Below are 24,776 nucleotides of genomic sequence, written 5' to 3'. Positions count from 1 at the left end.
AATGACACGACCTGCATCTGTGATCATCACTTATCTGCTATCCGGAACACGATCTCAACAACCCCGTTCTTGCAGGTCATTTCTGAACTTTCAGGATCAACCTTTGGTTCAAGTTCAATGTGCTGTGTGAATACCTGTTCTTCGGTCTCGAACTGAAGCTCAAGTTCCGAACCTGATGCACTGAACTGAACATCATCGACCTCTACTCCGCTGTCAACGGTAACGTGCAGTTTATCATCGATCTCTGTGCACTCTACGAAAGGAGCCTTCTTTGAGACATAAACGTCATTCTCTCCGACCTTTATGCTGGAGAAGGTATGCTCTTCTGCCTTATCGGTTCCGTTATAAATCACGGAAAATCCGTAAAAGGCAGGTTTTTCGAATCCTTCGTCAGCCATATCATCCATGATACGCTCAATAAGGGATCTGACAATCTCTTCCAGTTCCTTCATAGGAAGAGGAACTGAACCATCATCTTTATGGTCTTTTTCTGTCAAGGTCTGCCTCCGTTAAGTGATTGTGTGTTTCAAGGTCGATACAATAAAAAAAGAAATATAGATAACCAAAAAGGTGATTCATGGCAACATTTGGTTAACTATTTACGTTCGTGTTTATACGAACTAGTCGTATATAAATCTTTCTGAAAAAGAAGCTTTGTCCGAAAAATAGAGTATTTATTGGACAAAAATGGTATTATTCGGACAGAATCATGAATTTTCGGACAAATTGATTTTTCGGTCAAAGCGTGAAAGAGAAACTATTGAACGAAAATAAAACTTGAATTAACATGAAGCTGCGTACACAAAGCTTCAGAGATCACGGTTAAACTTTAATTATGGAAAAACAGAATATATGCTATGAACACTGAAGATCTCCTCACCTCGCTTCGTAAGGCTGCAAAGGAGATGCCCCTTTCAGATCTTATGAAGGCAAGAGCCTTCATGGTCAGATCGGCTTCCGCTTTACCTAAAAAATACAGAGAAGCGTACTCTACCGAGCTGTTCAACTATCTCTACACTATATTTTCAGATATCATTAATTCAAAAACACCGGGAAATAATGAGACCATCGATCAGCAGAAATATGATGATCTTATTGGAAGGATCAAAGAGATAGGGACTTCAGAAGACAGGAACCAGGAATATTTCAATAGATTGGTAAAGATCACAGTACCTTACCTTGTATTCATAGTCAAAAGACCAATACATCCAATAGGCATGGTCTTCCCGGGTGGCGACAGGGTCCTTGAAAAAGATGGGATCTTTTATTGTCCTGTTAAAGAGAAACAGAATGATGTAGAGGTTGCTCTCTGCAAATTCTGTATTTGCAGGGACGCAGAAGAAATAGTAAAAGGCAATAAATGGAAAATGGAGGTGTAAGATGGAGCTTAGAAGTTAGCTCCATCCAGAACGCGCTTGAAAAATGCACTGGACATTCCGTCCTCATCTACTGAACCGACAAACTTGACCAATTCCCAACCGTCAAGTCCCATATGGTTAAGATCTTCTTTTGTCTGTTCTGCCTTATCCATTCTAATAGATTTAATATCGTATTCCCAACATGGCATAATATGAACCTCTTTTGAGTTTTGTTGTATAATAATCAATAGCCTGTTAATGATATATAACAGTTTTTAAAAATTCGATTTAACAAATTGTCAAGTAAATTTGATTACTTTGATGAGATAAGATGCAGTAACTCGTAGTTCATCAGGAAGCCGAAAAGTGTTTGTTAAAGGAAAATGATCGTAAAATCCTATAAATAGTTAAAAAAAGAAAATGACAAGAGATGGAACAAAAAGGCTGCAAACCGGAAAAAGTGAGACTTTTTCCCTTACTTCTAATCAACTTCATTAACACCCTCGGTTTTGGACTTGTTCTTCCATTCCTGGTATTCCTTGTGGAACGCTTCGGTGGAAATGCTATCGTTTACGGTTTTATTGGTGCTATGTACCCGGCATTCCAGCTAATAGGAGCACCAATACTTGGAAGATGGTCTGACGTTCATGGAAGAAAGAAGATACTTTTCATAACCCAGGCAGGCACATTGTTATCATGGATCATATTCATGCTTGCATTTTTTACTCCTGTGGATACCATTCTTGAAGTGGATTCTCCAATCTTTGGAGTATTTATAATTACGATACCCTTGCTTATCCTTTTCATAGCCAGGAGCTTTGACGGACTTACTGGAGGAAATGTTGCAGTAGCAAATGCCTATCTTGCTGATATAACGGAAGAGAAGGACAGGAACCGGAACTTTGGGAAAATGTCCATTTCAACGAATCTTGGTTTCATAATAGGCCCGGCACTTGCAGGACTCCTTAGCTTAACCATTTACGGAGAACTGATCCCTGTGCTAGCTGCTGCCCTGATATCCCTTGCAGGAGTAATTGTAATAGTTCGCTACCTGCCTGAATCACAGCAATGTATCATAAAGAAAGAAAAGAAAATGGGGTTCAGGGATGTTATAGAACTAAAAAATATATCTTACATGCTGGTAATTTATTTCCTGATCTTCCTTGGATTTAACGTGTTCTATACAGCATTTCCGCTTCATGCTATCGAAATACTCAACTGGTCCATTGCTGATATGGGCATATATTTTTCAGTGCTAAGCATAATGATGGTAATTGTCCAGGGACCCATACTTAGCCGGGCGTCCAGGAAATATTCAGATGCCAGGCTTGCCATTATCGGAAGTGTCATACTCGGTACGAACTTCATATTCCTTGTAACCGGTGATATGTTCTTCACATACCTTGCAGCCGTTCTCTTTGCACTGGGAAATGGCCTTATGTGGCCATCCCTTCTCTCACTTATCTCAAAGCTCGCAGGCAGAGAACATCAGGGAGCCGTACAGGGCTTTGCAAGCAGCTTTTCAAGCCTGGCCAGCATTGTAGGGCTTATTTTCGGTGGGTTCCTTTATGGAGTACTGAAAGGAATGTCATTCGTAGTAGCTGCGGTGATCGTTTATGTTGTCTTCCTGTTGTCCTTCAGGATGCTTTCTTTTGAAAAAGAATTAAAAGAAGAATAAGAATAAAAATAAGGATAAAATTAAAAATAAAAACAAGAATAATAAGGACTACAAGAAAATAAGAACTGCTACTGTCAACCGAAGAATGATGGAAGTTACGATCCTATAATTTTTACTATTTGATCTTCTTTATTTTAGGTCATTTCACTTTTAGATCGGTTCCACTTTTATATCTTCTTTATTTTTGCTCCTTCCTTTGAGTCTTCTATAATGTAACCTGAGTCTTTTATTTTGGTCCTGAGTTCATCTGCTTTTTGCCAGTCTTTATTTGCTCTTGCGATTTCGCGCTCAGAGACCAATTTCATAACTATTTCAGGGATCTTTTCTTTTTTGATTTTAGAAAAGAGACCCAGAGCATCTCCAAATTCTCGGTAAAGATCAAGAATATTCTTCAGGACAAATTCGTTATTCCCGGTTTCAATGTATTTGTTAGCAGCACGTGAGAGATCACGGAACACCTTAATTGCTTTTGGTGTATTGAAGTCATCTGCTAACGCTTCCATAAATTTATCTTTCAGTATTGGAAGACCTTCAAGTGTTTCCTTGTCCGACTGATAAGATTCTTTGTCCGCACGTTCCAATGCAAACTCAAGGTTTTCCAATGTCTCTTTGAGCTTCTGATAGTTATTCTTAGCATTTTCTGCAAATTCGTCTGTATAATTCAGCTGCTTTCTGTAATGAACAGACAAGAACATAAATCTTACAAGTTCACCACTGTACTTTTCAACAATGTCGGAAAGACTGAAGACATTTCCCTTTGATTTGCTCATTTTTTCGCCATCTACCAACAGGTGTTCAACATGTATCCAGTAGTTGACGAATGTCTTTCCTGTAGCACCTTCGGACTGAGCGATCTCATTTTCGTGATGCGGGAATATAAGATCAACTCCACCTATATGGATGTCAAGTGTACTCCCGAATTCCTTCATTGACATTACAGAACATTCTGTGTGCCAGCCAGGCCTTATTTTACCCCAGGAGCTCTCATAAAATATTCCCCTTTCTATTTCCTCAGGAGTTGAGGCTTTTAAGAGTACAAAATCCCGCGGGTTCTCTTTATCATATTCATCAACGTCCACTGATGCACCGATCTTTATTTGATCCATGTCTATTTTTGAGAGTTTTCCATAATCTTTGAATGATGAGATCCTGAAGTATACTGACCCGTCTTTTTCATACGCCATGCCCTTTTCAACTAATTTCTTTGTGAGTCCTATCATACCCTCGACGTTCTCTGTGGCTTTGGGATATGCTGATGCGTGCTTTATGTTCAGCATATCAAGACCACGGAAGAATTCCCGAGTATATTTTTCGGTGAAATCCCTAAGTGACAAACCTTCTTTTTTTGAATCCCTGATGGTCTTGTCATCTATATCCGTGATATTCATCACAAGTTTTACATTATAACCCAGATATTCAAGAGTTCTTACAATGCTGTCAGTCATTAAAAAAGTCCTGTAGTTACCTATATGAGGGAGACTGTACACTGTGGGGCCACAGGCATAAATTGAGACTTCACCATCTTTAATTGGCCTGAAAGTCTCTTTTTTTCTTGTAAGTGTATTATATACAGTTAACATCAGGATCAATTGTGATATTGTGGAATTGCATGTTTAACAAATGTGTTCAGATCTCTGGAAAAATACAAACCAGCATCCTGTTAAGAATGTAATAAAACCAACTAATAAGAAAGATTTATTCTCCCTTGATCTTCCTCAGAGCTTCAAGTACTTCCATTGCATGTCCTTTGGCCTTGACCTTGTCCCAAACCTTCGCAATGTTGCCTTCAGGATCGATAATGAAGGTCGTCCTGACAGTACCCATATATTCCCGGCCAGCCATCTTCTTCAAATGCCACACATCATAACTCTGCTGACCCTCAGTGCTCTCGTCTGAGAGAAGAGTAATGCCAAGCTCCTTTTTCTCAATGAATTTCTGATGAGACTTCTGGCTATCCTTACTGACACCAAGTATGAAAGCACCCTCTTTCTCGAAATCGGGTTTGAGTCTTGTAAATTCCATGGCCTCTATGCTACAGCCTGCTGTGTTATCCTTTGGATAGAAATAAAGAATTACCCATTTACCCCTGAGATCATCCAGGGATACTTCATTGCCTTCAGCATCCGGAAGACAGAGACCCGGAGCTTTCTCTCCTGCAGTAAGCGATGTTTTAGCCATTTTAGCACCTCACTATAATATAAACTATTTTAATACAAAAAACCATCTGAAAATCAAAAATGTATGCCACTTTCAGACCAGTTTATCGCTCAGGTTAAGCCCTGCAACACCCATCATTATCACAAAAATGGAAACCATTTTGATCGTAGTGGACGGTTCTTTGAAGTAGAAGATCCCTATGAGAGTTATCGCTACGGTCCCCACACCTGACCATATCGCATAGGCAATGCTCACATCGATAGTTTTCAATGCAATGGGAAATATGCTGAAACTAATACCATAGAAAACAAAGATCAGGACTGTTGGCAGCATATTTGAATATCCTTCTGAGAACTTCATACATGTTGTTCCACATATTTCAAAAAAGATGGCTGCAGCCAGATACAGATAACCAATCATGTTTTTTCCTCCGGGGTGTTAGATCGTTTTTGTACTGTTTGTTCCTTTTTATTTGCTTAATGTCTTTATGTCCTATGGAATAAGCCTTACCCCATCATAATGCCCTTCAAACGCCTGAGATGAACGCAGACACGTTGATTTGTACGAAGAGTCATCTTTTCCTTAAAGATTCCACAGGATCCAGCTTTGAAGCCTTATTTGCAGGATAGATACCTGCGATCAGGCCGACAACAACAGCTATAGCAACTCCCAGCAACAACAGGTATTTTGGGAAAATGTAAGGCAGACCAAGGAAACTTACTGCTGCGTATGAACCGACAAAACCAAGTATCGTTCCAAGTATTCCACCGATGAGACCGAGGATTATTGATTCAATAATGAACAGATAGAGAATGTTCGATCTTGTATAACCCAGTGACTTCAGGAGGCCTATCTCCTTTGTTCTCTCCGTGACCGTCACAAGCATTATATTCATGATACCAATTGAGCCGACTACCAGCGAGATCAGTGCAACTGAAGTAAATAAAGAAGTAAGGCCATCTGAAAGCTCATCAAGCTGATCAAGGATATCCGCCTGGTTAAAGATGCTGTAAGGTTTCACGTCCTCATTATCAAGCTCCCTTTCAGAAACCCCGAGACTTCTTGCTATCTTCTTATCGATCTCCTCGGAAACAGGGCGAACCGACTCCGCATCCTCAACTGTTATTGAGAAACCGCCGTAGTCCTTGATCCCAAGCATCTCGTTCATCGTATCTATTGGAATGAATATCCTGACGTTGGATTCGGCACCGCTCTGGATAAACTCGGTCTCAGGACTGTCAATAATACCAATTATCCGGAAGCTGCGTGAGACAGGTGTCCCATCCCTGCGAATGAACTCTATGTCAATTGAATTTCGATAGGAGACCCTCTGGTCGAACTTCTCGTACGCAACATCAGAACCAAGCACTGCAACATACTTATCCTGGTCCGAGAAGTAGTTGCCCACCTCCATCTGTATATTGCCTATATCCTCATAATCCCCCGAAGTCCCCTGAATATCGATCTGCCGGACAGTACTGATATACGTCACACCTGCCAATTGCTGCCTGATAGGCGACACCCCATCAACTTTCGGCGTATTTCGTATAACATCAAGCTGGTTGTCAAAGAACAGGTTTATGTCCTCACTGTAAATGACAATAAAGTTGGAGCCCTGGGAGCCGAGCTCATCAACGAAGAACTGGTTGAAACTGGCACCAAGTGAGACATTTGCAACAACGGCAGCTACTCCTATGATGATACCTAGTGTCGTAAGTGCGGAACGCAACTTGTAGCTGCTGATACTTCCAACAGCCAGATGTAAAGCCTGTGAGAACTTCAACATCCGGTAACACCTCTTCTGGCTATACCGGCATACACAATAGCAATAATGCCATCACACTTACCATCACTCATATCTCAACGACTCCCCCGGATCCATTCTGGCTGCTTTGTTGGCAGGATATACTCCTGAAACGATCCCTACAAAAAGTGCGATCCCAAATCCCAGGAACACGAGGGATACCGGGAAGACGAAAGGGACATCAAGATACTGGTTCACAAAGTAGGAACCTATGACCCCGAGGACGACACCGAAGATACCACCCAGAAAGCCTATAATGGCTGCTTCCACAATGAAGAGCGTCAGTATGTCCCTGTATGTATATCCCAGGGATTTCAGGATCCCGATCTCTTTTGTTCTTTCAGTTACAGTTACAAGCATGATGTTGGTAATGCCAATGGAACCCACAAGAAGAGCTATCATAGCTATAGCCGTCAGTATCGATGTTAGAGCAGTGGAGATCTGGTTAAGCTGTTCAAGAATATCCTGCTGGCTGAAGATCACATAGGGTTTTGCATCCTCATTCTCGATATCACGGCTTGGAACACCCACAGACCTTGCAAGGTTCTCATCGATCTCATCGGTGGTTGCTTCAAGGACCTCAAGGCTCTCGGCCTTTATGAAAAAACCACCGATATCGCTTACACCCTGCATCTCCTGCATCACATCCAGAGGAATAAAGACCCTGAACCTCGGATCGACCTCCGGAGAAACATAAGTGGCGTCAGGATCCTGAATGATGCCCTTCACGGTGAACTTACGGGTACTTACGGTACCATCTATATTATTAATGGAAATATTGATAGAGTTCTTTATAGAAAGGTTCCTTTCAAACCTGTCATATGCAATATCAGAGCCTATCACAGCAACATACTGGTCCTTGTCGGTGAGGAACTGACCCTTTTCCATAAAGATATTCCCGACTTCCTCATATTCGGAACTGACACCATTTATTGTCGCGCTTCTACTTGATGATTGATACGTGATAGTGCCGATCTGCACATTAACAGGAGATACCGCTTCAACACCAGCGGTATTCCTTACAACCTCAAGCTGGTTGTCATGGAATACATTGTTCTTTTGAGTGAAAACAACAACAAAATTAGAACCTGCAGCTCCAAGATTTTCCTCAAAGCTCTGGCTGAATCCCACACCAAGCGAAATATTTACGATGACTGCAGCTACGCCTATGACAATACCCAGAGTCGTCAAAGCGGAGCGCATCTTGGCACTGCGTATGCTACCAATTGCTATTTTCGTCGCCTGTGTGAGATTTACCATTTTCTCAGCTTTCCATAGATATCCTCAGGCCTTTCTTCCGGTACATGTAATATGCAGCACCCACAATGATAGCTCCTGCCAGAAGAAGAACGATCACGACATTATTGTTATCTTCTTCAATCTGCTCCAGCTTAAGGACACGGGTCCCAAGAGTGTCCTGATGCTCGTTCAGGCCATTCCTGTATTCCGTGTAGATGGTAAGGTTGACCTCTCCGGTGGCTTCAGGGTCTTCGGCCTGTGCTTCGATCTCAATGGTGAATAGCTCATCCGGGTCCATTGAACCAACGAAATATTCCTGAGGAAGGAACTCAACACCATCTGCTTCCATTTTAACCAGCACGGATGAAAGCTCATTTGGATGGATGTTGGCAACATCGAACTCCAGGTCCGCCTTCCCGTTCTCCAGGACCAGAGGCACAGAGGGGATAACCCTTACTGCAGACGAATCCACAACTACAGGAACCATCCAGTTGTTATTGAAAGAGTGTGAATTGCCTATCATTACAAGATCAAGGAAATAGGTGCCATCCTCTATGGAATCACTGATATCTATATTGTAAGTTACCTGTACGAAATCTCCAGGCCCCAGCACACCTTTGCCCTCGTATGGCTGGCTTGTCACGGTGATCATTTCCGTGCCTACAAGAGTTGCCGACTGGACCCTTGCATAGGTATCAAAGCTCTCACCATCAATGGTAATAGTGCTCTGCTGAGCGGTATTTGTCAGAGTAAAACTGACACTGCCTTCATCACCGGGCATGAATACCTCAGGAGAGGAAACTAAATTGGATAGAGCAACGGTACCCTTGCTGTTAAAAGTGGTGGAGCCTACTTTTATATCAAAGGTCGTCTTTTGCCAGGTGAAATCATCACTTGCACGATATAATATGTCAAAACTGCCGGAACCTGCCTTTGCACCATCGTCCACATATAGACGGTATTCATGGATAGCAGCCCGATCAGGTGGCAGTATACCAAAGTTCTTTATTGCATTTTTCTCGGAATCCAGTGAAAAAGGATACTCAGGTTCAATCTTTATTGAAACGTCCTCAGCAGACCCGGAAGCAAAGTTCTCTACCTTGATCCATACGTCCACGTAAGAACCGATCTCCGCTGGATAGGGATCATATTTTAACAGGTCAACTCTCAATGTACTGCTGCCTGAAGTTGCAGCGCCGGCATTCATAGGAGCTGCAGCAACAAAAAGCAGCAGCATCACCAGAATCGTTGATATTCTTCTACGATCTTTCACAATATACTCCACCTTTTTATCAGTTCGATCCAATATATTATCAATTAGCAACATTACTTCTGTCTTCAATATAACCATCCTTCAGATACACTACCCGATCAGCATATTTTTTTGCAAGGTTTGGATCATGCGTGATCATTATTATCGTACGCCCTTTTTTGTTGAGATCAGTGAAAAGTTCCATGATCTCCTTCCCGGTTTTGGAATCCAGGTTCCCGGTAGGCTCATCAGCAAGAATAAGTGAAGGGTCATTGATCAAAGCACGTGCAACAGCCACTCTCTGGGACTGACCACCTGAGAGTTCGGTTGGACGGTAGTTCATCCTGTCCTCCAGTCCGACAAGTTTCAGTAGATCCCTGGCACGAACCCTGTTATCAACTCCCTGCCTGCTGTTTGCATAGGTCGGCAGTTCCACATTCTCAAGAGCCGTAAGTCTTGGAACAAGGTTGAAGCTCTGGAACACAAAACCGATCTCAAGACCCCGAAGTCGTGCAAGTTCATTGTCAGATATCCTGTTTACGTCCTTCCCCATCAGGACCACACTGCCACAAGTGGGCCTGTCCAGGCATCCAATCATATTCATCAGAGTACTCTTACCAGAACCAGAAGGCCCCATAATGGCTACAAATTCTCCTTTTTTAACAAGCAGATTCACGTTTTTAAGGACAGATATCGTCATCTCGCCGACCTGATAATCACGACATACATTAGTAGCCTTTACAACAGCCATATCCTCTATATCTTTGATCGGGACACTTTCCAAATATCCACCCCCCAACTGAATATAAACAATATTCAAAGCATCTAATTAATATTGATGCATATATCTAGTCGTCATTAGCCACAACCATAACCCCATTACAATAACTTTATAGAAATATTGGATTCTTGCTTATTTAAGGCTTAGCATACGGTAAATGTTAAAGAGAAATAGCACATTACAAGAAAAGAGGGATGTACAGCTGATAGTTGTCGGTCTGTTTTCAAACAAACATAATAATTTATTTAAGGTAAGAAAACAGAATAGATTTCAGAGTAAGGGTAGATCATGGTCAGAATACTTCACACAGGTTCCAGGAAAGCGGGAGAAGTTCCCGGAACATTGATCCATATTGGGGAAAAGCACCTGATAGAACCAGAGATCACTATCATTGACTATAATGATAAAAATTTTCAGGAAATAAAAGCTGAGAATATAGAAGAAACATACCCTTTCAGGGACACCAATGACGTTTCATGGATAAATATCTGCGGGGTTCATCAGGTAGAACTGATCGAAAAGATAGGTCTTCATTTTGGGATACATCCGCTGGTACTTGAGGACATTGTACATACTGACCAGAGACCTAAGGTTGAGTTCTTCGACCCCTATATATATATCGTTCTGAAAATGCTTACCTATGACGAGGATGAAGAAGAACTTACATCTGAACAGGTGAGTATAATCCTTGGTCCAAATTTTGTCATTTCATTCCAGGAAGTTATAGGAGATACCTTTGACCCCGTAAGAGAAAGATTGAAGCTCTCAAAAGGCCGAATTCGAAAACAAGGTCCGGATTACCTGGCCTACGCACTTCTGGACTCCATTATTGACAACTACTTCGTCATGCTCGAAAAAATAGGGGAGGATATAGAAGAGCTTGATGATGAGCTGCTGGACAATCCAACACCAAGAACGATTGAACAGATCCACCGCCTCAAAAAAGAAATTATATTCTTAAGAAAGTTCATCTGGCCGCTCAGGGAAGTTGTCAGCGGCCTCCAGAGAGAAGAGACGCCATTTATCAGAGAATCTACAGCGATCTTCCTGAAAGATGTATACGATCACACTATACAGGTCATTGATACGATCGAATCATACAGGGACATACTCTCAACAATGCTGGACCTTTACCTTTCAACTGCAAGCAACAGGATGAACGAGATCATGAAGGTGCTGACCATCATAGCCACCATTTTTATTCCCCTCACATTCATTGCAGGCATCTATGGAATGAACTTTGAAAATATGCCTGAACTGGGATGGCAATGGGGATATCCTGCAGTATGGGTAATTATGTTATCAGTAGCTATCGGAATGATAGGTTATTTCAGGAATCTGAAATGGCTCTGAAATACGTTCAGGCTGGGAGGCCGGACATACTGAGATAAAGTCCCCAGATACCACTTGCTATCATGCTCACTGAGATAGCACCCAGGAAAAGACCGAACAGACGCGTGATCACAAGCATACCATTGTATCCCATTCTTTTGTGCAGCCTCCTTGAAAAAAGGAATATTAACAGGGATATTGCATAGGTCAGCACCGTCGCAAGGATTATCAGCACTTTCTGAGGGACAACTTCCGCTGATTCTGTGAGGATTATAACTGTTGTAATAGTAGCAGGTCCGGTAAGCATAGGCATTGCTATAGGGAATATCCAGATGTCCTCTCGCTCACTGGATGCATCTATCTCCTTATCTGTAATGCTTTCTCTTGAGATCTTTGCCTGCATCATATCGAATGCAATAGTAAAGAGTAGCAGACCACCGGCAACTTTCAGTGAATCAATACCTATCCCAAAGAACTCAAGGATGATGGTTCCTGTAAAAATGAAGAACATGGCAATAGCAAAGGCCAAAGTGACCGATCTCCTGGCTATTGCATTCTTTTCATCCAGTGTCAGCCCATTGGTCAGAGTCAGGAATGTAATTACTCCACTAAGCGGGCTCACAATAGCAAATAATGTGATAAATACATAGATGAAGTACCCAAGAAGATCCATCAATCAATAGAACGGGATATTGTTTTAAAAAGTCTGCGATAAGTATAGGGGATTGGAAAACGGCAGGTCATGAAAAATCAGTCCAATATGATGAGAACAATATAACCAGCATATTATAACCGATATTTTTATACTCAAAATCAAAAACAACCAGAAAACGGGAACTTTTTTGGATATAACAACACATGAGCTTCCTGTGGCCATCCTGACCGCATTCATGGGTGCACCGTTGTTCCTTTACCTGCTTATCCGGGGGTATCAGCACTAATGTTGAACGTAGAAGAACTTGGGTTCAATTACAAGACGAGGAAAGTACTTGATCAGATACACTTCAACCTTAAGCCTGGAGACTGACAGCCTATGACGCGATCCTGCTTGGGAGAAAGCCCCATATCGTATGGAACGTCAAAGAAAAGGACAACAAGGTCGTCAGATCGTTCATCACGAAACTGGAGCTTGAGAACCTTGCACTCAGATATATCAATGAGATGAGCGGAGGGGAAATCCAGAGAGTTGCAATAGCAAGGGCTCTTGTCCAGGAACCAAAGCTCCTGCTTCTTGATGAACCCACAAGCAGCCTTGACCTTAAGAAGCAACTTGAGATATTACGTACGGTAAAACAGATCGTGAAAGAGAACAACGTATCAGCGGTCATAACAATGCACGATATCAATCTTGCACTCCGATTTGCTGATAAATATATGTTCCTGAAGGATGGGACCATCTTTGCCCACGGAGATCAGCATATGGTCGTTCCTGAAACAATAGAACAGGTCTACGGAGTGGCAACGACCGTGGAAGAGCTGAACGGATATCGCATTGTTGTTCCGATTGAATGAGTTATATGTAATAAAAAATTATGACTGGTCTATGAAGTAGATATAAGATAATAACATGACCTTCGAACTTAATGTAATTTAATATAATGACATGTAATGCAACTTTTTGTCATTGTAATTGATTACAACACATATTTATTTTATATTTGGAAATGATCTCTGATGAAATAGAAATAATTGCTAAAACGAAACAAAAAAATGAATAGAAGTGGTGAGTAAAATAAATAGCTAAAAATGAGAAGAATAAGAACGGATGCGTAAAGGAAGTTAGAAACCACATCCATTCAGATCTTCAAGTTTAATCATAAACAGTTAGACAATGCTTCTGACGGAGGCATATCCCGCCGGTTTTGCAAAACTGTCCCGTATGTTGAAGCCTAAAAGGAAAGTACCGATACAACCGGCCCTGCTTTTTGAACGGGACCTCATCCTTATGTATTCATCAGTGAACCTGGAAGGGGATGCCATAAGAGCATCGGAGACACCGGGAATGTGATCAATATAGGGAAAAGGTTTTGGATTTATGACCATGCATATAGGATCTGCAGAAGAATCCCTCTTCACTAACTTATCGAGTTCTACAACAATATTCCCGAAAACACAATAACCTGAGTGTTCCTGATATTCCTGAAGTTTTACCGGATCCGTAACATCCCCACCAATTATCAGGTTTCCGTCCATTAGCCTGATATTATTTTCAGGCCATCCGAACTCCTTATTGGTCAGGAATGCCATCATGACATCACAATTAAGGACCTGTTTTACTCCAAGATTGTTCTTTTTCCCAAAAAGAACTGACCTGACCTTTTCGTCCTCTCTCTCAAGTTCGATAATTTTCATCCGGTCCGCATCATTAAGAACAAGCATTTGTTCAATGCCTTTTGTGGAGTTCAGTTTTATCCTTACTTTGTCCATCGTGTCTTCGTATGATATGGTATAACCCCCTTATGAAATACCAGTTCTTTTGCAAACTAGATCTGCATACATAGATAGAACTCAATCATATTTAAGTCTTGTTTTCTTGACTAATACAATTCAAATTGAGAATCCATGTAGGATCTTAAAAAATAGAAGTCCATTGTGCCCGAAATTTTTTAGAAAAAGCGATGATGGGAACATTGTGACTGTAGAGATTTTAAATAGGGACTGATAAATCTTGTACAGATCTAAAAATGATTTGAAAAAAAGAAAAGTAAAGTTAAGTTAACTTAACTGAAAGAGGAAGTTGTGGAATATCTCATTCCACTTTTTCAACAATGCTCTGTTTGCTCAAAAGCAGATTGTACGCATCCTTATCCTTGTTGTATTTTACAAGAACATTATAGAGCTCAATAACAGAACCATAACTTTCCTTCTTAAGAAGCTCGTTCTCAGGAACTACATGATGGGAAGGCAACAAGGCATACACCTGTTTCCGGGAAGTACCATCACATATCTTATAGACCGCATATTTAATGTCACCAAGGTCACCGGACATCAGGGAACAAACTACATTGATGCGTTTCCCAACATGCTTATCCATATCTGCCAGTCGGGCAAACTTTGATTTTAGGGGCACCTTGTAGTTTATTCTAGAGAGGTTGTCCTTCCTCATTATAGCATACGAGTACTTGATGTCAGTGTTCAGATAACGAAAAGCTTCCTCACAATCTGCAAGCTTTTCCATGAGCCTTGTCGGTTTGATGTCATCCTTCTGTTCAAAGCTCCAGCATTCATCAGGTTTGCACCCCTGACACCAGATAAATGAACACGGACTGAATATTCCAAGACCCTGACGTTTGAGGGCAAGAGTAAGTTTCCTGAACTCGGTCGAATTCACACGGTCAGCAGGTTCTACAAGGACGATGTTACCATCATCTGAAAGTCTGGAGGACAGCCTTTTAACAAGCTCTGCTTTCTGTTCGATGGTAAGTCCACGGACCTCATTGAGAACATTGGAAAATATCATGAGATCAATATTGTCCGGAATGTTTTCAGGTTTGAGATCTACCAGGTTGGCCTTAATTGGATCCTCCATTATCACCCCTGATGCCTTCTTTGCATATTCAGATACAATGGCATCATATGCTTCGATGTTCTCATCATAAAGCTCCACACTATGGATAGCCACTTCTGCATCATCCAGCCTCCTGTAAAAGTCAGCTATCGCAAGAGGTACGGTGCCAGGACCGGTACCGATATCAAGGACCTTCATCCTCTTCTTCAACATGCCTTCAACTGCCATACTGTAGAGGATATGCTCGAACTGCACGAAATATACAGGGAACTGATAAGCAAGATAAGCCAGAATACTGTAGCCTTTCTCATATGAGATGATCCTGGACTTGCCAGACTTCCAATAGGCATTCTTCTGAGAGACTATTGCTTTTCTTATCCTCTCAAGGACCGCCGGGTCATCCCATTCCTTGGTAGTCTTTTGTGTAATATAGTTCTCAATGATCTTCTGAAGCTGGCCGGGTACAACAGCAGAACCAAAAAATGACAGCATTTTCTCTTTCTCTTCATCAGTGAGTTCCATCTTTTCCCTGCTAAGACCACGAGTCATCTGGAAATCATCATCCAAAGGAGTTGCATTGAGCTTAAGATCAAAAAGGAAAGGTGATACAGCATTGTAAATGTCCTGCGTCGACATCTCTTCTTCGATATAGTCTTTGATCTCCGATAGCATGAACTCCTTTTTCATGCGTGAGACATATTTCATAGTGGAGAGGATATTATTTTTGGCCATCCTGTGCAGGAAGGATCACAAGTAATTAAAGCATTTTGGAATGAAAATCAATCCAAAAAAAAAACGGATAGAACAAAAGCAAAATGAACAGAAAACCGAAAATGAAAAAGCGTGGAAGGGAAGGTAGATAGGTAGAAAGAAAAAAAGAGATTTGCAAGTTCACGCCTTTGCAAGAGAGTATTCCGCAAGAACCTCCAGGTATTCATCATCCACTTCCATGAGGACGGTCTGGAACATTGCCACGTGGATCATTTCTTCCCTTGCCACATCAAGAAGGATCTCCCGCAGATCCTCATCATCAGTCAATGCTGCCATTTGCTCATACAGGTTGATAGCATCAAGCTCAGCTATCATGGAAAGTCTCATGAGCTCCTTGTCAATGTCTTTCTTATCCACAATTTCAAGATCGATGGGTATTTCAGATAACACTTACAGACCTCCGATTATTTTTCGAGCATCTCTTCAACTTCTTTTTGACCCATCTTCAACTCATACTCCTGCTGATCATCTTCTCTCAACAACAGTGTCTGGAACTCGCCCACATGGGTCTTTTCTTCTTTTGCAACATCAAGAAGTACCTGTTTTACTTCAGCGTTCTCTGTAAGAGCAGCCATTTGCTCATAAAGACTGATAGCATCAAGTTCAGCAATTACTGCAGTCCTGAGGATCTCTTTATTGATGTCTTCAGGAGCTACGCTCGAAAGGTCTATTGGAATTTTTGATAACATCTGTGCACCCCGTTACTTTATGATAACAGTGATATTGAACCGGGATCCTGTGGAAAACTTCTAAGGTAGCGAAGACAAAAACCCGATCAAATTCCCATTAAAATAACATTTGCTTAACTATTAATAAATTTCGCAGGAATACAATTAGAGACATTATGCAGGAAATATTAATATTGTCGATTATAACATAACTTTATTCAGTTAATAAACAAGGGGGAGTTACAAATGAAAGCACTAATTGTAGTTTTAGTCTTGCTGGCAACAATAGTGATGGCCGGCTGTGCACAGTATGATGATCAGCCGGAACCTGAAGCAGAAATGACCACACCTGAAGATACCTCCGATGAAATCACAGAAGAGGAAATTGAAAGCACAGATAATGCAACGGAAGATACTGAAGATACAACTTCCATGGAATACGAAGTGCTGATAGAAGACTTCAAATTCAAGCCTGATACACTACAGATATCTGTTGGCGATACGGTCACATGGATAAATATGGATTCAGCACCACACACTGCAACTTCGAACGATGAAGGATTTGATTCAGGAAGCCTTTCAAAAGGTGAAAGTTTCAGTTTTACATTTGAAGAAGCAGGAAATTATGACTATATCTGTACATTCCACCCATACATGGAAGGAGAGATCATAGTGGAAAATTAAAAGAGATGTTATTGGAGCAGGATCCTGGAACAATTGGGTGGGAACGGATTCAACCTGTCAATTAATTCATCCATCCAATCACTTTTTTATAATACCTGATTTTGTCAAACAAGATCAATTAAAAATTGTAAGATCCTTTTTAACCGACAGGAACATGGAATAATGACAGCAGTCTATCTCCATGAATTGATCCAGCACAACAAGCTTGGAACGGACAGATATTGCCCCCGTGAGATTACATATATTTTGATTACTATAGAATATATTGTATCAAAAAAGATATATATTAATAGCAAGAGATATTTAATTAAGTTTGGATGTTTTTGAATGAAATTCAACTAACTGAGCCACCATTTAACGAAGGCTATCTGCTTAAAGCATTTAAATCAATTTAAAGGGAGAGTGTTGAAGAAATGCTGATCATTGATACAGAAAGTGCAGTCGATTTGAACAAGGATATAAGGCTTAATGGCATCCTAAATATGCATAGGTTTCCCCCACAGAAGACCAGCTTTGTAGCTAAGTGTGAAGCTTGCGGGTCCCATCGGAATACTGTGCCTATCAAGTTCTACGAACCTGAATATGAGCATCTTTTGCACCTTTGCATAGGATGTTATGAATCTCTCTGGTAAGAAAATACAGATTTTCCTATCCATGTTTATACGGCATCCACAACAGCATCAATGTAAAACATATTATATCCTTTTTTTATTCTGCTCAGGACATTCCAGGCAATAAATCAGAACCATCTAAATAGCAGACAACAGAACCTTAAAATAACCCCTGTGTTCAAAATAATATCCGTTCAGCCAAAAAGAACGAACTTCAAATATTATACAAAGCACCGAGGGTTGAAATTGACAGATCTGACAATGAAAGATAGATTCATACGAGCTTTAGAATGTAAAGATGTCGAGAAAGTTCCGGTCTGTTCGGTCACCCAGACAGGAACCATCGAACTTATGGAGATCTGTGGTGCGAAATGGCCGGAAGCTCATTTTGATGCTGAAAAAATGGCAACCCTTGCAATAGCAGGTTATGAGGTTGCAGGCCTTGAAACTATTCGCTATCCTTTTGATGGTACTGATATACCACAGACACTGGGCTGTAAGATCGTCGAAGGAAGCTATGATACACAGCCATCCATTGTTGATTTCCCTTGCAAGAAACCTGAAGATGTTCACGATCTGGAGATCCCCGAGAACCTGCTTGAATGTGAAAGAGTAGCAACCCTCCTGAAGGCAACCGACATTGTAAAAGAAAGGGTCAGTGACGACATCCCCGTAGTTGCCGGCATGCTTGGACCTGCTGCACTTGCATTGTCACTCGTGGGCGCAAAGAACTACCTCATGTGGTTCATCTCACAACCTGATACCATCAGGGATCTGCTCAGGATAGGAACCGACATCTGCATAGAATACTCCAATGCCCTTTTCGAGCATGGGGCTGATGTTGTCTGTCTGCCTGATTCAGAAGCAGGACCGGACCTGATACCACCTGAGTTCTTTGAGATGATGATACTGGATGAATATAAGAGATACAACCAGAAAGTGACCGGAAAGACAATCGCACATATCTGCGGGGATGCTTCCGATATCCTTGAACCCCTGTCAACCTCAGGGTTTGATGGAATAAGTATCGAAGAAAAGGTCGATGTCGGATATGCAAAGAGCATTATCGGTGACAAAACATGCCTGATAGGAAATATTTCCCCGGTTGGAACTCTTCTAGGAATGCCTCCGGAGCAGGTAAAAGAAGAGGCAAAAGCATGTATTGAAGATGGTATCGATATACTTGCACCGGGATGCGGACTGGCACCACATACTTCACTTGAGAACATCAGGGCATTCGTTGCAGCAAGGGATGAGTACTACATGGAGAAAGAGGAGTAATAGTTTTAGATCAATGAAAATACTTAAGAAAACGGACTGTCCTAAACATATAATATGATAAATAAATATGTTAGAAACGTTTCGTATGGTTTCCTTGAATGGCTTATACCTTTTGCAGCTTCCTTCTTATTTTATACACAAGAAGGAGACCTTACAATTGACATTTTCTTTTTCAAGTCTATAATGATCGTTGTCGGCTCCATTTCTGCCGCTTTCCTTTTGATCTCTTATTTCAAAAACATCGATGCAGATTATTTCAAAGAAGGAGTCATTGTCGGTTTAGTTTGGTTTGCCATAAACATACTATTAGATCTGTTGGTACTGATTCCCATATCAGGAATGTCTATTTCAGATTATTTTATGCAGATCGGATTGAGGTATATCGTAATTCCCGTGATGACCATCACTGTTGGAACAGCTTTGGAATATAAAAAATAAGAGTTCGGCACTTCTTTCTTTTTTAGTATATAAATAAACAAAATGTAAAATTTAATGGAGAAAGGCGAGCTCTGAACTTAAAGAGCTGCCTTCCCAAGAGATATCTCCTTTAAGATCAATATCCTTTTCATTTCCAGTTAACTCTTGCAGGCTCCCTTCCAGGTATTCCCCTGACCTTGTGTTCAGGATAGCCGAACATCATGCAGTATTGCACCACATGACCCGATGGAAGTTCCAGTACATCCCTTATCGGTTTATAAGAAGCAGCTGCTATGGCAAGGAAACCTGCCCAACAGGTTCCGACCTCAAAGGCCTGGGCTGCAAGTTCGAACCATGAAAGGGCTATAATGCTGTCAGTATACCCAGTAGGGTACTCCGCCGGAGTATGCACTATCACAAGATGCGGAGCTGCCCTGCAAATGGGATCAATACCCATTTCGTATGAAGAGATCAGCCCTGGCATCAGTGGCTTGAGAGGATGGTCATCCTCACTTGCAACGACCTCACGCATCCAGTCAATGCTCAATCCGGCGATCTTCTTCACTTCATCGGTATTGTGAACGATGGTCCAGTGTACAGGCTGCTTGTTCATTCCGGAAGGGGCATAACGGGCAATGTCAAGAACAGACTCTATTGTATCCTTATCGACAGGATCTTCCCTGTAGCTTCTGATCGATCGGCGCATTACCATATATTTGCCGATCTCAGACGGAGGTATTGAAGGGAATTCGTCATCATGCAGCTGGTAATAAGTCGAATCGAATAAAGTGGAGATAGCCCCTTCAGGACAGAATACCTCACAGTGTCCGCATTTCGCACAATACGTAGCAGCATCCTCTGGTGAGTAAGGGGTTTCGCCTTCACTTGAAGGCAGGATTATGGACATCGGACAGATCTCTACGCATATCTCACAATTAGTGCACAACTCAGGGTCAATTGTAATTACAGTCATCAGGTCACCTCTACTCCACAAAATTAAGTTAGCTTAATGTTGGAGTCAGAAGCTTATATACTTTTCATCCATGAGCAAAATTTGCAGAGAAGTTAGGAGTAAGATAAATCTCATATAATATCAGAGAAGCATACCTTATGGGGAATTATTATGGGAGTTACAAGATCCATCAAAAAGATCATGAAGAGTATGCCAACCATAGAAGGTGCAGGCGTACACCTGAAAAGAGCATTCGGATTCAATCATGTGCCTCAACTTGACCCATTTCTTCTGCTTGATGATTTCCATTCGGATGATCCGAATGAGTACATCATGGGATTTCCATGGCATCCACACAGAGGGATCGAAACTATCACATACATGCTTTCCGGAGAAGTAGAGCATGGCGACAGCATGGGAAACAAGGGCCTCATCGAATCCGGCGATGTACAGTGGATGACAGCCGGAAGCGGGATCATTCACCAGGAAATGCCAAAGGCAAAAGAAGGCACAGCTCTCTGGGGTTTCCAGTTGTGGGCCAACCTGCCGGCATCCCACAAGATGATGGATCCGAGATATCAGGAGGTCAAAAGCCATCAGATACCGGAAATTGTTCTGGACAACGACGTTCGCATCAAGGTGATCTGTGGCGAAGTGAATGGAAAGAAAGGGCCGGTGCAGGACATTGTTACCGATCCTGAATATCTGGACATAACAATCCCTCCGGCAACATCATACGTGCATCCCACAAAAACAGGGTATACGGTCTTTGCCTATATTCTTAAGGGAGAGGGTGTCTTTGGAAAAGATCATGATCCATACTCATTCGAAGTTGAGGGTGCTAAATATTTCGACCTCAAAGAACCTTCACCCATAAAGCCTGAGAATTTAATAATGTTTGATGATGGGGATGAAATTGTAGCAACGGCAGGAAACGAAGGTCTTAGATTCCTTCTTGTATCCGGCAAGCCCATCAATGAACCGGTTGCCTGGTATGGCCCGATAGTGATGAACACACAGGAAGAATTGCAGGTTGCTTTTGAGGAATACAGGAACGGGACATTTATCAAAACCGGCAAAGCCGATTAATTCTGCTTTCCTTTTTCTTTTTCCTTCCAGACCATGATTAAATATATATAGTGAGAGCCTCTTTTACGAAGCTCTGCTAATCCTGGCAGTATATATCTAAATGATATAACTAATGGAATTTGAGAACAAGATCCTAGATCAATTCGATATGATCTGAGAACAGGTTTTATTCTAGCAATCGCAGTACTCCAAATTTGAGTACTCCACATTGCCTTTGCAATAACATCCGGCCCTTTACTGGTATTATTTCACCAGCTATCAATGGTATCCTGCTTGTTTTTCCTTGATGATACAAGGTATTCCCCACCCAGATGGCACATTAGCATTTTTAAAATGGGATAAATATGGCATTTATAGAACAATTAAAGAACGACCAATCAAATTTAAAAAACGAGGTCCTTTCGGGATTAACTGTTTCACTGGCCCTTGTGCCTGAAGCTGTGGCATTCTCCATCATAGCTAACGTCAGTCCGTTGGTCGGACTATACTCTGCATTCATCATAGGATTGATAACAGCCATCATAGGTGGCAGGCCGGGAATGATCTCAGGTGCTACAGGAGCAATAGCGGTCGTAGTTGTGGCCCTGGTTGTCAGACACGGGATCGAGTACCTCTTTGCTGCCGTGATACTGATGGGGATCCTTCAAATGACCATCGGTTTTTTGAGATTGGGAAAATTCATCCGGCTTGTACCACATGCAGTGATGTTCGGTTTTGTAAACGGACTGGCCATAGTTATCTTCATGGCACAGCTTGCCCAGTTCAAGGTCACTGACATTAACGGGATCGAGCACTGGCTAAGCGGACAGGCACTTCTGGTCATGCTAGGTCTTGTAGGTATGACAATGGCGATCATCTATTTACTTCCAAAGCTGACAAAAGCAGTTCCATCTTCACTGACTGCGATCATAGTTGTTTCAGCTATTGTCATATATTTCCAGATCCAGACAAGGACAGTAGGGGATATTGCCTCTATTGCAGGAGGATTACCTGCTTTCCATCTCCCGCAGGTCCCGCTTAACCTGGAAACACTGAAGATCATCTTCCCATACTCATTAATTATGGCACTGGTGGGATTGATCGAGAGCCTGTTGACGCTTACCGTGATAGATGAAATGACAGAAACAAGGAGCAGAGCAAATAAAGAGAGCGTGGGCCAGGGTGTCGCCAATTTTGTTTGCGGTCTCTTTGGAGGAATGGGCGGCTGTGCGATGATCGGACAGAGTATCATCAATATCAATTCAGGTGCCAGGAACAGGATATCAGGGATCATTGCAGCCACAGGCCTTTTGGTAATTGTGCTGGTCGGTTCCCCGCTTATCGAAAAGATCCCAATGGCAGCACTGGTTGGTGTGATGTTCGTAGTTTCTATCAGCACATTTGAGTGGGCATCATTAAAGATATTCAGGAAAGTGCCCACAACGGATGTAATTGTTATGGTGGTCGTTGCAGGCATAACCGTTATCTACCACAACCTGGCAGTAGCAGTAATTGCAGGCGTCGTGATCTCAGCACTGGCATTTGCATGGGAAAACGCCAAACTGGTCCGTGCAAGAGAGATAATTGATGATAACGGGATCAAACACTACGAGTTCTTTGGTCCGTTGTTCTTTGGCTCGGTAACTGAATTCCAGAACAGGTTCGATGTCCTTAATGATCCGGATGAGATCATTATTGACCTCAAAGAATCAAGGGTTGCTGACCATTCCGCGATCGAAGCACTGAACAAGGTAACTGAGCGCTATGCAAGAGTTGGTAAAAAGGTCCACCTTCGACATTTAAGCGAAGATTGCCTTGTTCTTCTGGACAATGCCTCTGCAATTATCGATGTAAATCACTGGGAAGACCCTCATTACAAGGTTCCTTCCGATATACTGGGATAAGATATACCAGGATATGTCCGATCCGGCGATCAGATCTCGATAAATATACTGAGTACCCGATCCTCGATCGAATATTCCTTTACATTCAACAAATGCAGATCCTTTGGTTCACTGATCCGGCCAATATCCATAATTGCCTTCTTTTTGTGCCCACAGCACACTTTTTTATACGTAACAAGGGTCATTTCGACCCTGTCTATTTCCCCTTCATCGATCTCTTCTGGATCATCCCTGTACCTCTTCCGGATCCGGATCATAGAGATCCCTCAACTTTAATTTTCATTTTGTAACCCCATATAGATATTTGCGATCAATGGATAAATATGATGTTCTAATCAAATATAGAAAATGAGGTATAAGGGCATAAAGTCAAATAGTTCAATATCATAGCTACTCCACGGAGGATAATGACAATATGATACCTGCTGAGTTTCTCGTGGTCTTCTTTGGATTGATGGCAGCCATATCCTGGGGTGCCGGAGATTTCAGCGGAGGCTTTGCTTCAAAACGTGCAAATGTCTATAGTGTTGTCCTGATAACTCAGGCTGTCGGAGTATTCCTTCTTGCAGCCTCGGCCCATTTGATGGGTGAAGTAATGCCACCTGTGAATGGCATGATCTGGGGAGCAATTGCAGGAGTTTTCATAAGTATAGGCCTTCTTGCACTTTACCGTGGTCTATCACAGGGAAGGATGGGACTGGTCGCACCGACCTCAGCTGTTGTGGCCGCTGCAGTACCGGTCATATATGGTGCATTTTATGAAGGACTTCCTGCCGTTCACCAGATGATCGGTTTTGCCTTTGCACTTGTAGCCGTCTGGCTCATTGCAGGTGGAGGGGATGAGAGCAGCAAAATAGAACGCTCAGACCTCATACTTCCGCTAATTGCAGGAACCGGTTTCGGACTGTTCTTCATATCAATCGATAAGGTCAGTGATACAGCCGTACTCTGGCCACTTACCGCTGCAAGGATAGCAGCAGTTATCACGCTTCTTGTATTCATAGCATACAGCAGGCAGATCTATGTCCCTTCAAAGAACGTATTTCCGGTAATTCTCCTTGCAGGGATCTTCGATACCGGCGGCAACACTTTCTTTGCACTTGCTTCACAGGCAGGCCGGCTGGACATAGCTTCCATTACATCATCGCTGTATCCCGCAGGCACAGTATTGCTTGCATGGATCATACTAAAGGAGAAACTATCTTCAAAACAATGGATGGGTGTGGCCGCTGCACTGGTTGCGATAGTTTTCATCTCTTCATGAGCGCTATAACCTGAATTAGAATAATAAGGATCAAACTGAACCCTTTT

Annotated in this window: 26 protein-coding genes; 10 read left to right on the top strand and 16 right to left on the bottom strand. The window is 42.0% G+C overall.

Annotated features, from left to right (window positions below; all coding sequences use genetic code 11):
- Positions 1 to 26: 26 nt before the first annotated feature.
- Complete coding sequence (locus tag ACR3I3_RS09060; RefSeq protein ID WP_440951935.1) at positions 27 to 497, bottom strand: Hsp20/alpha crystallin family protein; 471 nt, start codon at positions 495 to 497, stop codon at positions 27 to 29.
- Positions 498 to 857: 360 nt separating this feature from the next.
- Between ACR3I3_RS09060 and ACR3I3_RS09055 the strand changes: the two genes are divergently transcribed.
- On the top strand, positions 858 to 1,379 hold the full coding sequence (locus ACR3I3_RS09055) for a DUF2115 domain-containing protein (protein WP_440951934.1): 522 nt from the start codon (positions 858 to 860) through the stop codon (positions 1,377 to 1,379).
- A gap of 8 nt (positions 1,380 to 1,387) precedes the next feature.
- On the opposite strand, the gene ACR3I3_RS09050 is transcribed toward ACR3I3_RS09055, so the two are convergent.
- On the bottom strand, positions 1,388 to 1,567 hold the full coding sequence (locus tag ACR3I3_RS09050) for a hypothetical protein (RefSeq protein WP_440951933.1): 180 nt from the start codon (positions 1,565 to 1,567) through the stop codon (positions 1,388 to 1,390).
- Between the two features lie 221 nt (positions 1,568 to 1,788).
- Here ACR3I3_RS09050 and ACR3I3_RS09045 point away from each other — a divergent pair, with 221 nt between their 5' ends.
- Positions 1,789 to 3,036, top strand: coding sequence for an MFS transporter (locus ACR3I3_RS09045; RefSeq protein ID WP_440951932.1), 1,248 nt, complete (start codon positions 1,789 to 1,791; stop codon positions 3,034 to 3,036).
- A gap of 167 nt (positions 3,037 to 3,203) precedes the next feature.
- Here the strand turns inward: ACR3I3_RS09045 and cysS are convergent, their stop codons facing one another.
- The 7 genes from cysS to ACR3I3_RS09010 all read right to left on the bottom strand — a co-directional run bounded on the left by cysS (position 3,204) and on the right by ACR3I3_RS09010 (position 10,239).
- On the bottom strand, positions 3,204 to 4,616 hold the full coding sequence (gene cysS, locus ACR3I3_RS09040; RefSeq protein WP_440951931.1) for a cysteine--tRNA ligase: 1,413 nt from the start codon (positions 4,614 to 4,616) through the stop codon (positions 3,204 to 3,206).
- A gap of 115 nt (positions 4,617 to 4,731) precedes the next feature.
- On the bottom strand, positions 4,732 to 5,214 hold the full coding sequence (locus ACR3I3_RS09035) for a peroxiredoxin (RefSeq protein ID WP_440951930.1): 483 nt from the start codon (positions 5,212 to 5,214) through the stop codon (positions 4,732 to 4,734).
- A gap of 72 nt (positions 5,215 to 5,286) precedes the next feature.
- Positions 5,287 to 5,613 (bottom strand): DMT family transporter, encoded by a 327-nt coding sequence (locus ACR3I3_RS09030; RefSeq protein ID WP_440951929.1) that lies wholly within the window; start codon positions 5,611 to 5,613, stop codon positions 5,287 to 5,289.
- 151 nt (positions 5,614 to 5,764) lie between these two features.
- Positions 5,765 to 6,979 carry an ABC transporter permease gene (locus ACR3I3_RS09025; protein ID WP_440951928.1) on the bottom strand — a complete coding sequence of 405 codons (1,215 nt, stop codon included), beginning with the start codon at positions 6,977 to 6,979 and terminating at the stop codon, positions 5,765 to 5,767.
- Between the two features lie 63 nt (positions 6,980 to 7,042).
- The gene (locus tag ACR3I3_RS09020) at positions 7,043 to 8,257 is read right to left on the bottom strand and encodes an ABC transporter permease (protein WP_440951927.1); all 1,215 of its coding nucleotides are present in this window, start codon (positions 8,255 to 8,257) and stop codon (positions 7,043 to 7,045) included.
- Between the two features lie 4 nt (positions 8,258 to 8,261).
- Positions 8,262 to 9,509 carry a COG1361 S-layer family protein gene (locus ACR3I3_RS09015; protein ID WP_440951926.1) on the bottom strand — a complete coding sequence of 416 codons (1,248 nt, stop codon included), beginning with the start codon at positions 9,507 to 9,509 and terminating at the stop codon, positions 8,262 to 8,264.
- A gap of 40 nt (positions 9,510 to 9,549) precedes the next feature.
- Positions 9,550 to 10,239: an ABC transporter ATP-binding protein gene (locus tag ACR3I3_RS09010; protein ID WP_440953781.1), complete on the bottom strand. Its 690-nt coding sequence runs from the start codon at positions 10,237 to 10,239 to the stop codon at positions 9,550 to 9,552.
- Between the two features lie 318 nt (positions 10,240 to 10,557).
- Between ACR3I3_RS09010 and corA the strand changes: the two genes are divergently transcribed.
- Complete coding sequence (corA, locus tag ACR3I3_RS09005) at positions 10,558 to 11,622, top strand: magnesium/cobalt transporter CorA (RefSeq protein ID WP_440951925.1); 1,065 nt, start codon at positions 10,558 to 10,560, stop codon at positions 11,620 to 11,622.
- Between the two features lie 7 nt (positions 11,623 to 11,629).
- Here corA and ACR3I3_RS09000 read toward each other — a convergent pair whose 3' ends face one another.
- A complete protein-coding gene (locus tag ACR3I3_RS09000) occupies positions 11,630 to 12,274 on the bottom strand; it encodes a MarC family protein (protein ID WP_440951924.1) in 645 nt (214 codons plus the stop codon).
- Positions 12,275 to 12,624: 350 nt separating this feature from the next.
- Here ACR3I3_RS09000 and ACR3I3_RS08995 point away from each other — a divergent pair, with 350 nt between their 5' ends.
- Positions 12,625 to 13,113: an ABC transporter ATP-binding protein gene (locus ACR3I3_RS08995; RefSeq protein WP_440953780.1), complete on the top strand. Its 489-nt coding sequence runs from the start codon at positions 12,625 to 12,627 to the stop codon at positions 13,111 to 13,113.
- Positions 13,114 to 13,425: 312 nt separating this feature from the next.
- On the opposite strand, the gene ACR3I3_RS08990 is transcribed toward ACR3I3_RS08995, so the two are convergent.
- The 4 genes from ACR3I3_RS08990 to ACR3I3_RS08975 form a co-directional block, all read right to left on the bottom strand.
- Entirely contained in the window at positions 13,426 to 14,028 is a 603-nt protein-coding gene (locus ACR3I3_RS08990; protein WP_440951923.1) for a hypothetical protein, read from the bottom strand.
- Positions 14,029 to 14,350: 322 nt separating this feature from the next.
- A complete protein-coding gene (locus ACR3I3_RS08985; protein ID WP_440951922.1) occupies positions 14,351 to 15,841 on the bottom strand; it encodes a small ribosomal subunit Rsm22 family protein in 1,491 nt (496 codons plus the stop codon).
- Positions 15,842 to 16,000: 159 nt separating this feature from the next.
- On the bottom strand, positions 16,001 to 16,270 hold the full coding sequence (locus ACR3I3_RS08980) for a ferritin family protein (RefSeq protein ID WP_440951921.1): 270 nt from the start codon (positions 16,268 to 16,270) through the stop codon (positions 16,001 to 16,003).
- A gap of 14 nt (positions 16,271 to 16,284) precedes the next feature.
- The gene (locus ACR3I3_RS08975) at positions 16,285 to 16,569 is read right to left on the bottom strand and encodes a ferritin family protein (protein ID WP_440951920.1); all 285 of its coding nucleotides are present in this window, start codon (positions 16,567 to 16,569) and stop codon (positions 16,285 to 16,287) included.
- A 225-nt stretch (positions 16,570 to 16,794) separates the two neighbouring features.
- Between ACR3I3_RS08975 and ACR3I3_RS08970 the strand changes: the two genes are divergently transcribed.
- The 3 genes from ACR3I3_RS08970 (at position 16,795) to ACR3I3_RS08960 (ending at position 19,562) form a co-directional block, all read left to right on the top strand.
- Positions 16,795 to 17,232 carry a cupredoxin domain-containing protein gene (locus ACR3I3_RS08970; protein ID WP_440951919.1) on the top strand — a complete coding sequence of 146 codons (438 nt, stop codon included), beginning with the start codon at positions 16,795 to 16,797 and terminating at the stop codon, positions 17,230 to 17,232.
- 857 nt (positions 17,233 to 18,089) lie between these two features.
- Positions 18,090 to 19,124: a methylcobamide:CoM methyltransferase MtaA gene (gene mtaA, locus ACR3I3_RS08965; RefSeq protein ID WP_440951918.1), complete on the top strand. Its 1,035-nt coding sequence runs from the start codon at positions 18,090 to 18,092 to the stop codon at positions 19,122 to 19,124.
- Between the two features lie 54 nt (positions 19,125 to 19,178).
- A complete protein-coding gene (locus ACR3I3_RS08960) occupies positions 19,179 to 19,562 on the top strand; it encodes a hypothetical protein (protein WP_440951917.1) in 384 nt (127 codons plus the stop codon).
- Positions 19,563 to 19,689: 127 nt separating this feature from the next.
- Here the strand turns inward: ACR3I3_RS08960 and ACR3I3_RS08955 are convergent, their stop codons facing one another.
- Positions 19,690 to 20,514, bottom strand: a complete 825-nt coding sequence (locus tag ACR3I3_RS08955; protein WP_440951916.1) for a nitroreductase family protein — start codon at positions 20,512 to 20,514, stop codon at positions 19,690 to 19,692.
- 150 nt (positions 20,515 to 20,664) lie between these two features.
- Between ACR3I3_RS08955 and ACR3I3_RS08950 the strand changes: the two genes are divergently transcribed.
- Positions 20,665 to 21,582: a pirin family protein gene (locus tag ACR3I3_RS08950; RefSeq protein ID WP_440951915.1), complete on the top strand. Its 918-nt coding sequence runs from the start codon at positions 20,665 to 20,667 to the stop codon at positions 21,580 to 21,582.
- Between the two features lie 344 nt (positions 21,583 to 21,926).
- The gene (locus ACR3I3_RS08945; protein WP_440951914.1) at positions 21,927 to 23,465 is read left to right on the top strand and encodes a SulP family inorganic anion transporter; all 1,539 of its coding nucleotides are present in this window, start codon (positions 21,927 to 21,929) and stop codon (positions 23,463 to 23,465) included.
- Positions 23,466 to 23,494: 29 nt separating this feature from the next.
- Here ACR3I3_RS08945 and ACR3I3_RS08940 read toward each other — a convergent pair whose 3' ends face one another.
- The gene (locus ACR3I3_RS08940; protein ID WP_440951913.1) at positions 23,495 to 23,722 is read right to left on the bottom strand and encodes a hypothetical protein; all 228 of its coding nucleotides are present in this window, start codon (positions 23,720 to 23,722) and stop codon (positions 23,495 to 23,497) included.
- A gap of 158 nt (positions 23,723 to 23,880) precedes the next feature.
- Between ACR3I3_RS08940 and ACR3I3_RS08935 the strand changes: the two genes are divergently transcribed.
- Complete coding sequence (locus ACR3I3_RS08935; protein WP_440951912.1) at positions 23,881 to 24,729, top strand: EamA family transporter; 849 nt, start codon at positions 23,881 to 23,883, stop codon at positions 24,727 to 24,729.
- Positions 24,730 to 24,776 lie beyond the last annotated feature (47 nt).

Origin of the sequence: Methanococcoides mangrovi (genome assembly GCF_052057775.1) — an archaeon.
Lineage (GTDB): Archaea > Halobacteriota > Methanosarcinia > Methanosarcinales > Methanosarcinaceae > Methanococcoides.
This window is presented reverse-complemented; position numbering and strand designations above follow the sequence as displayed.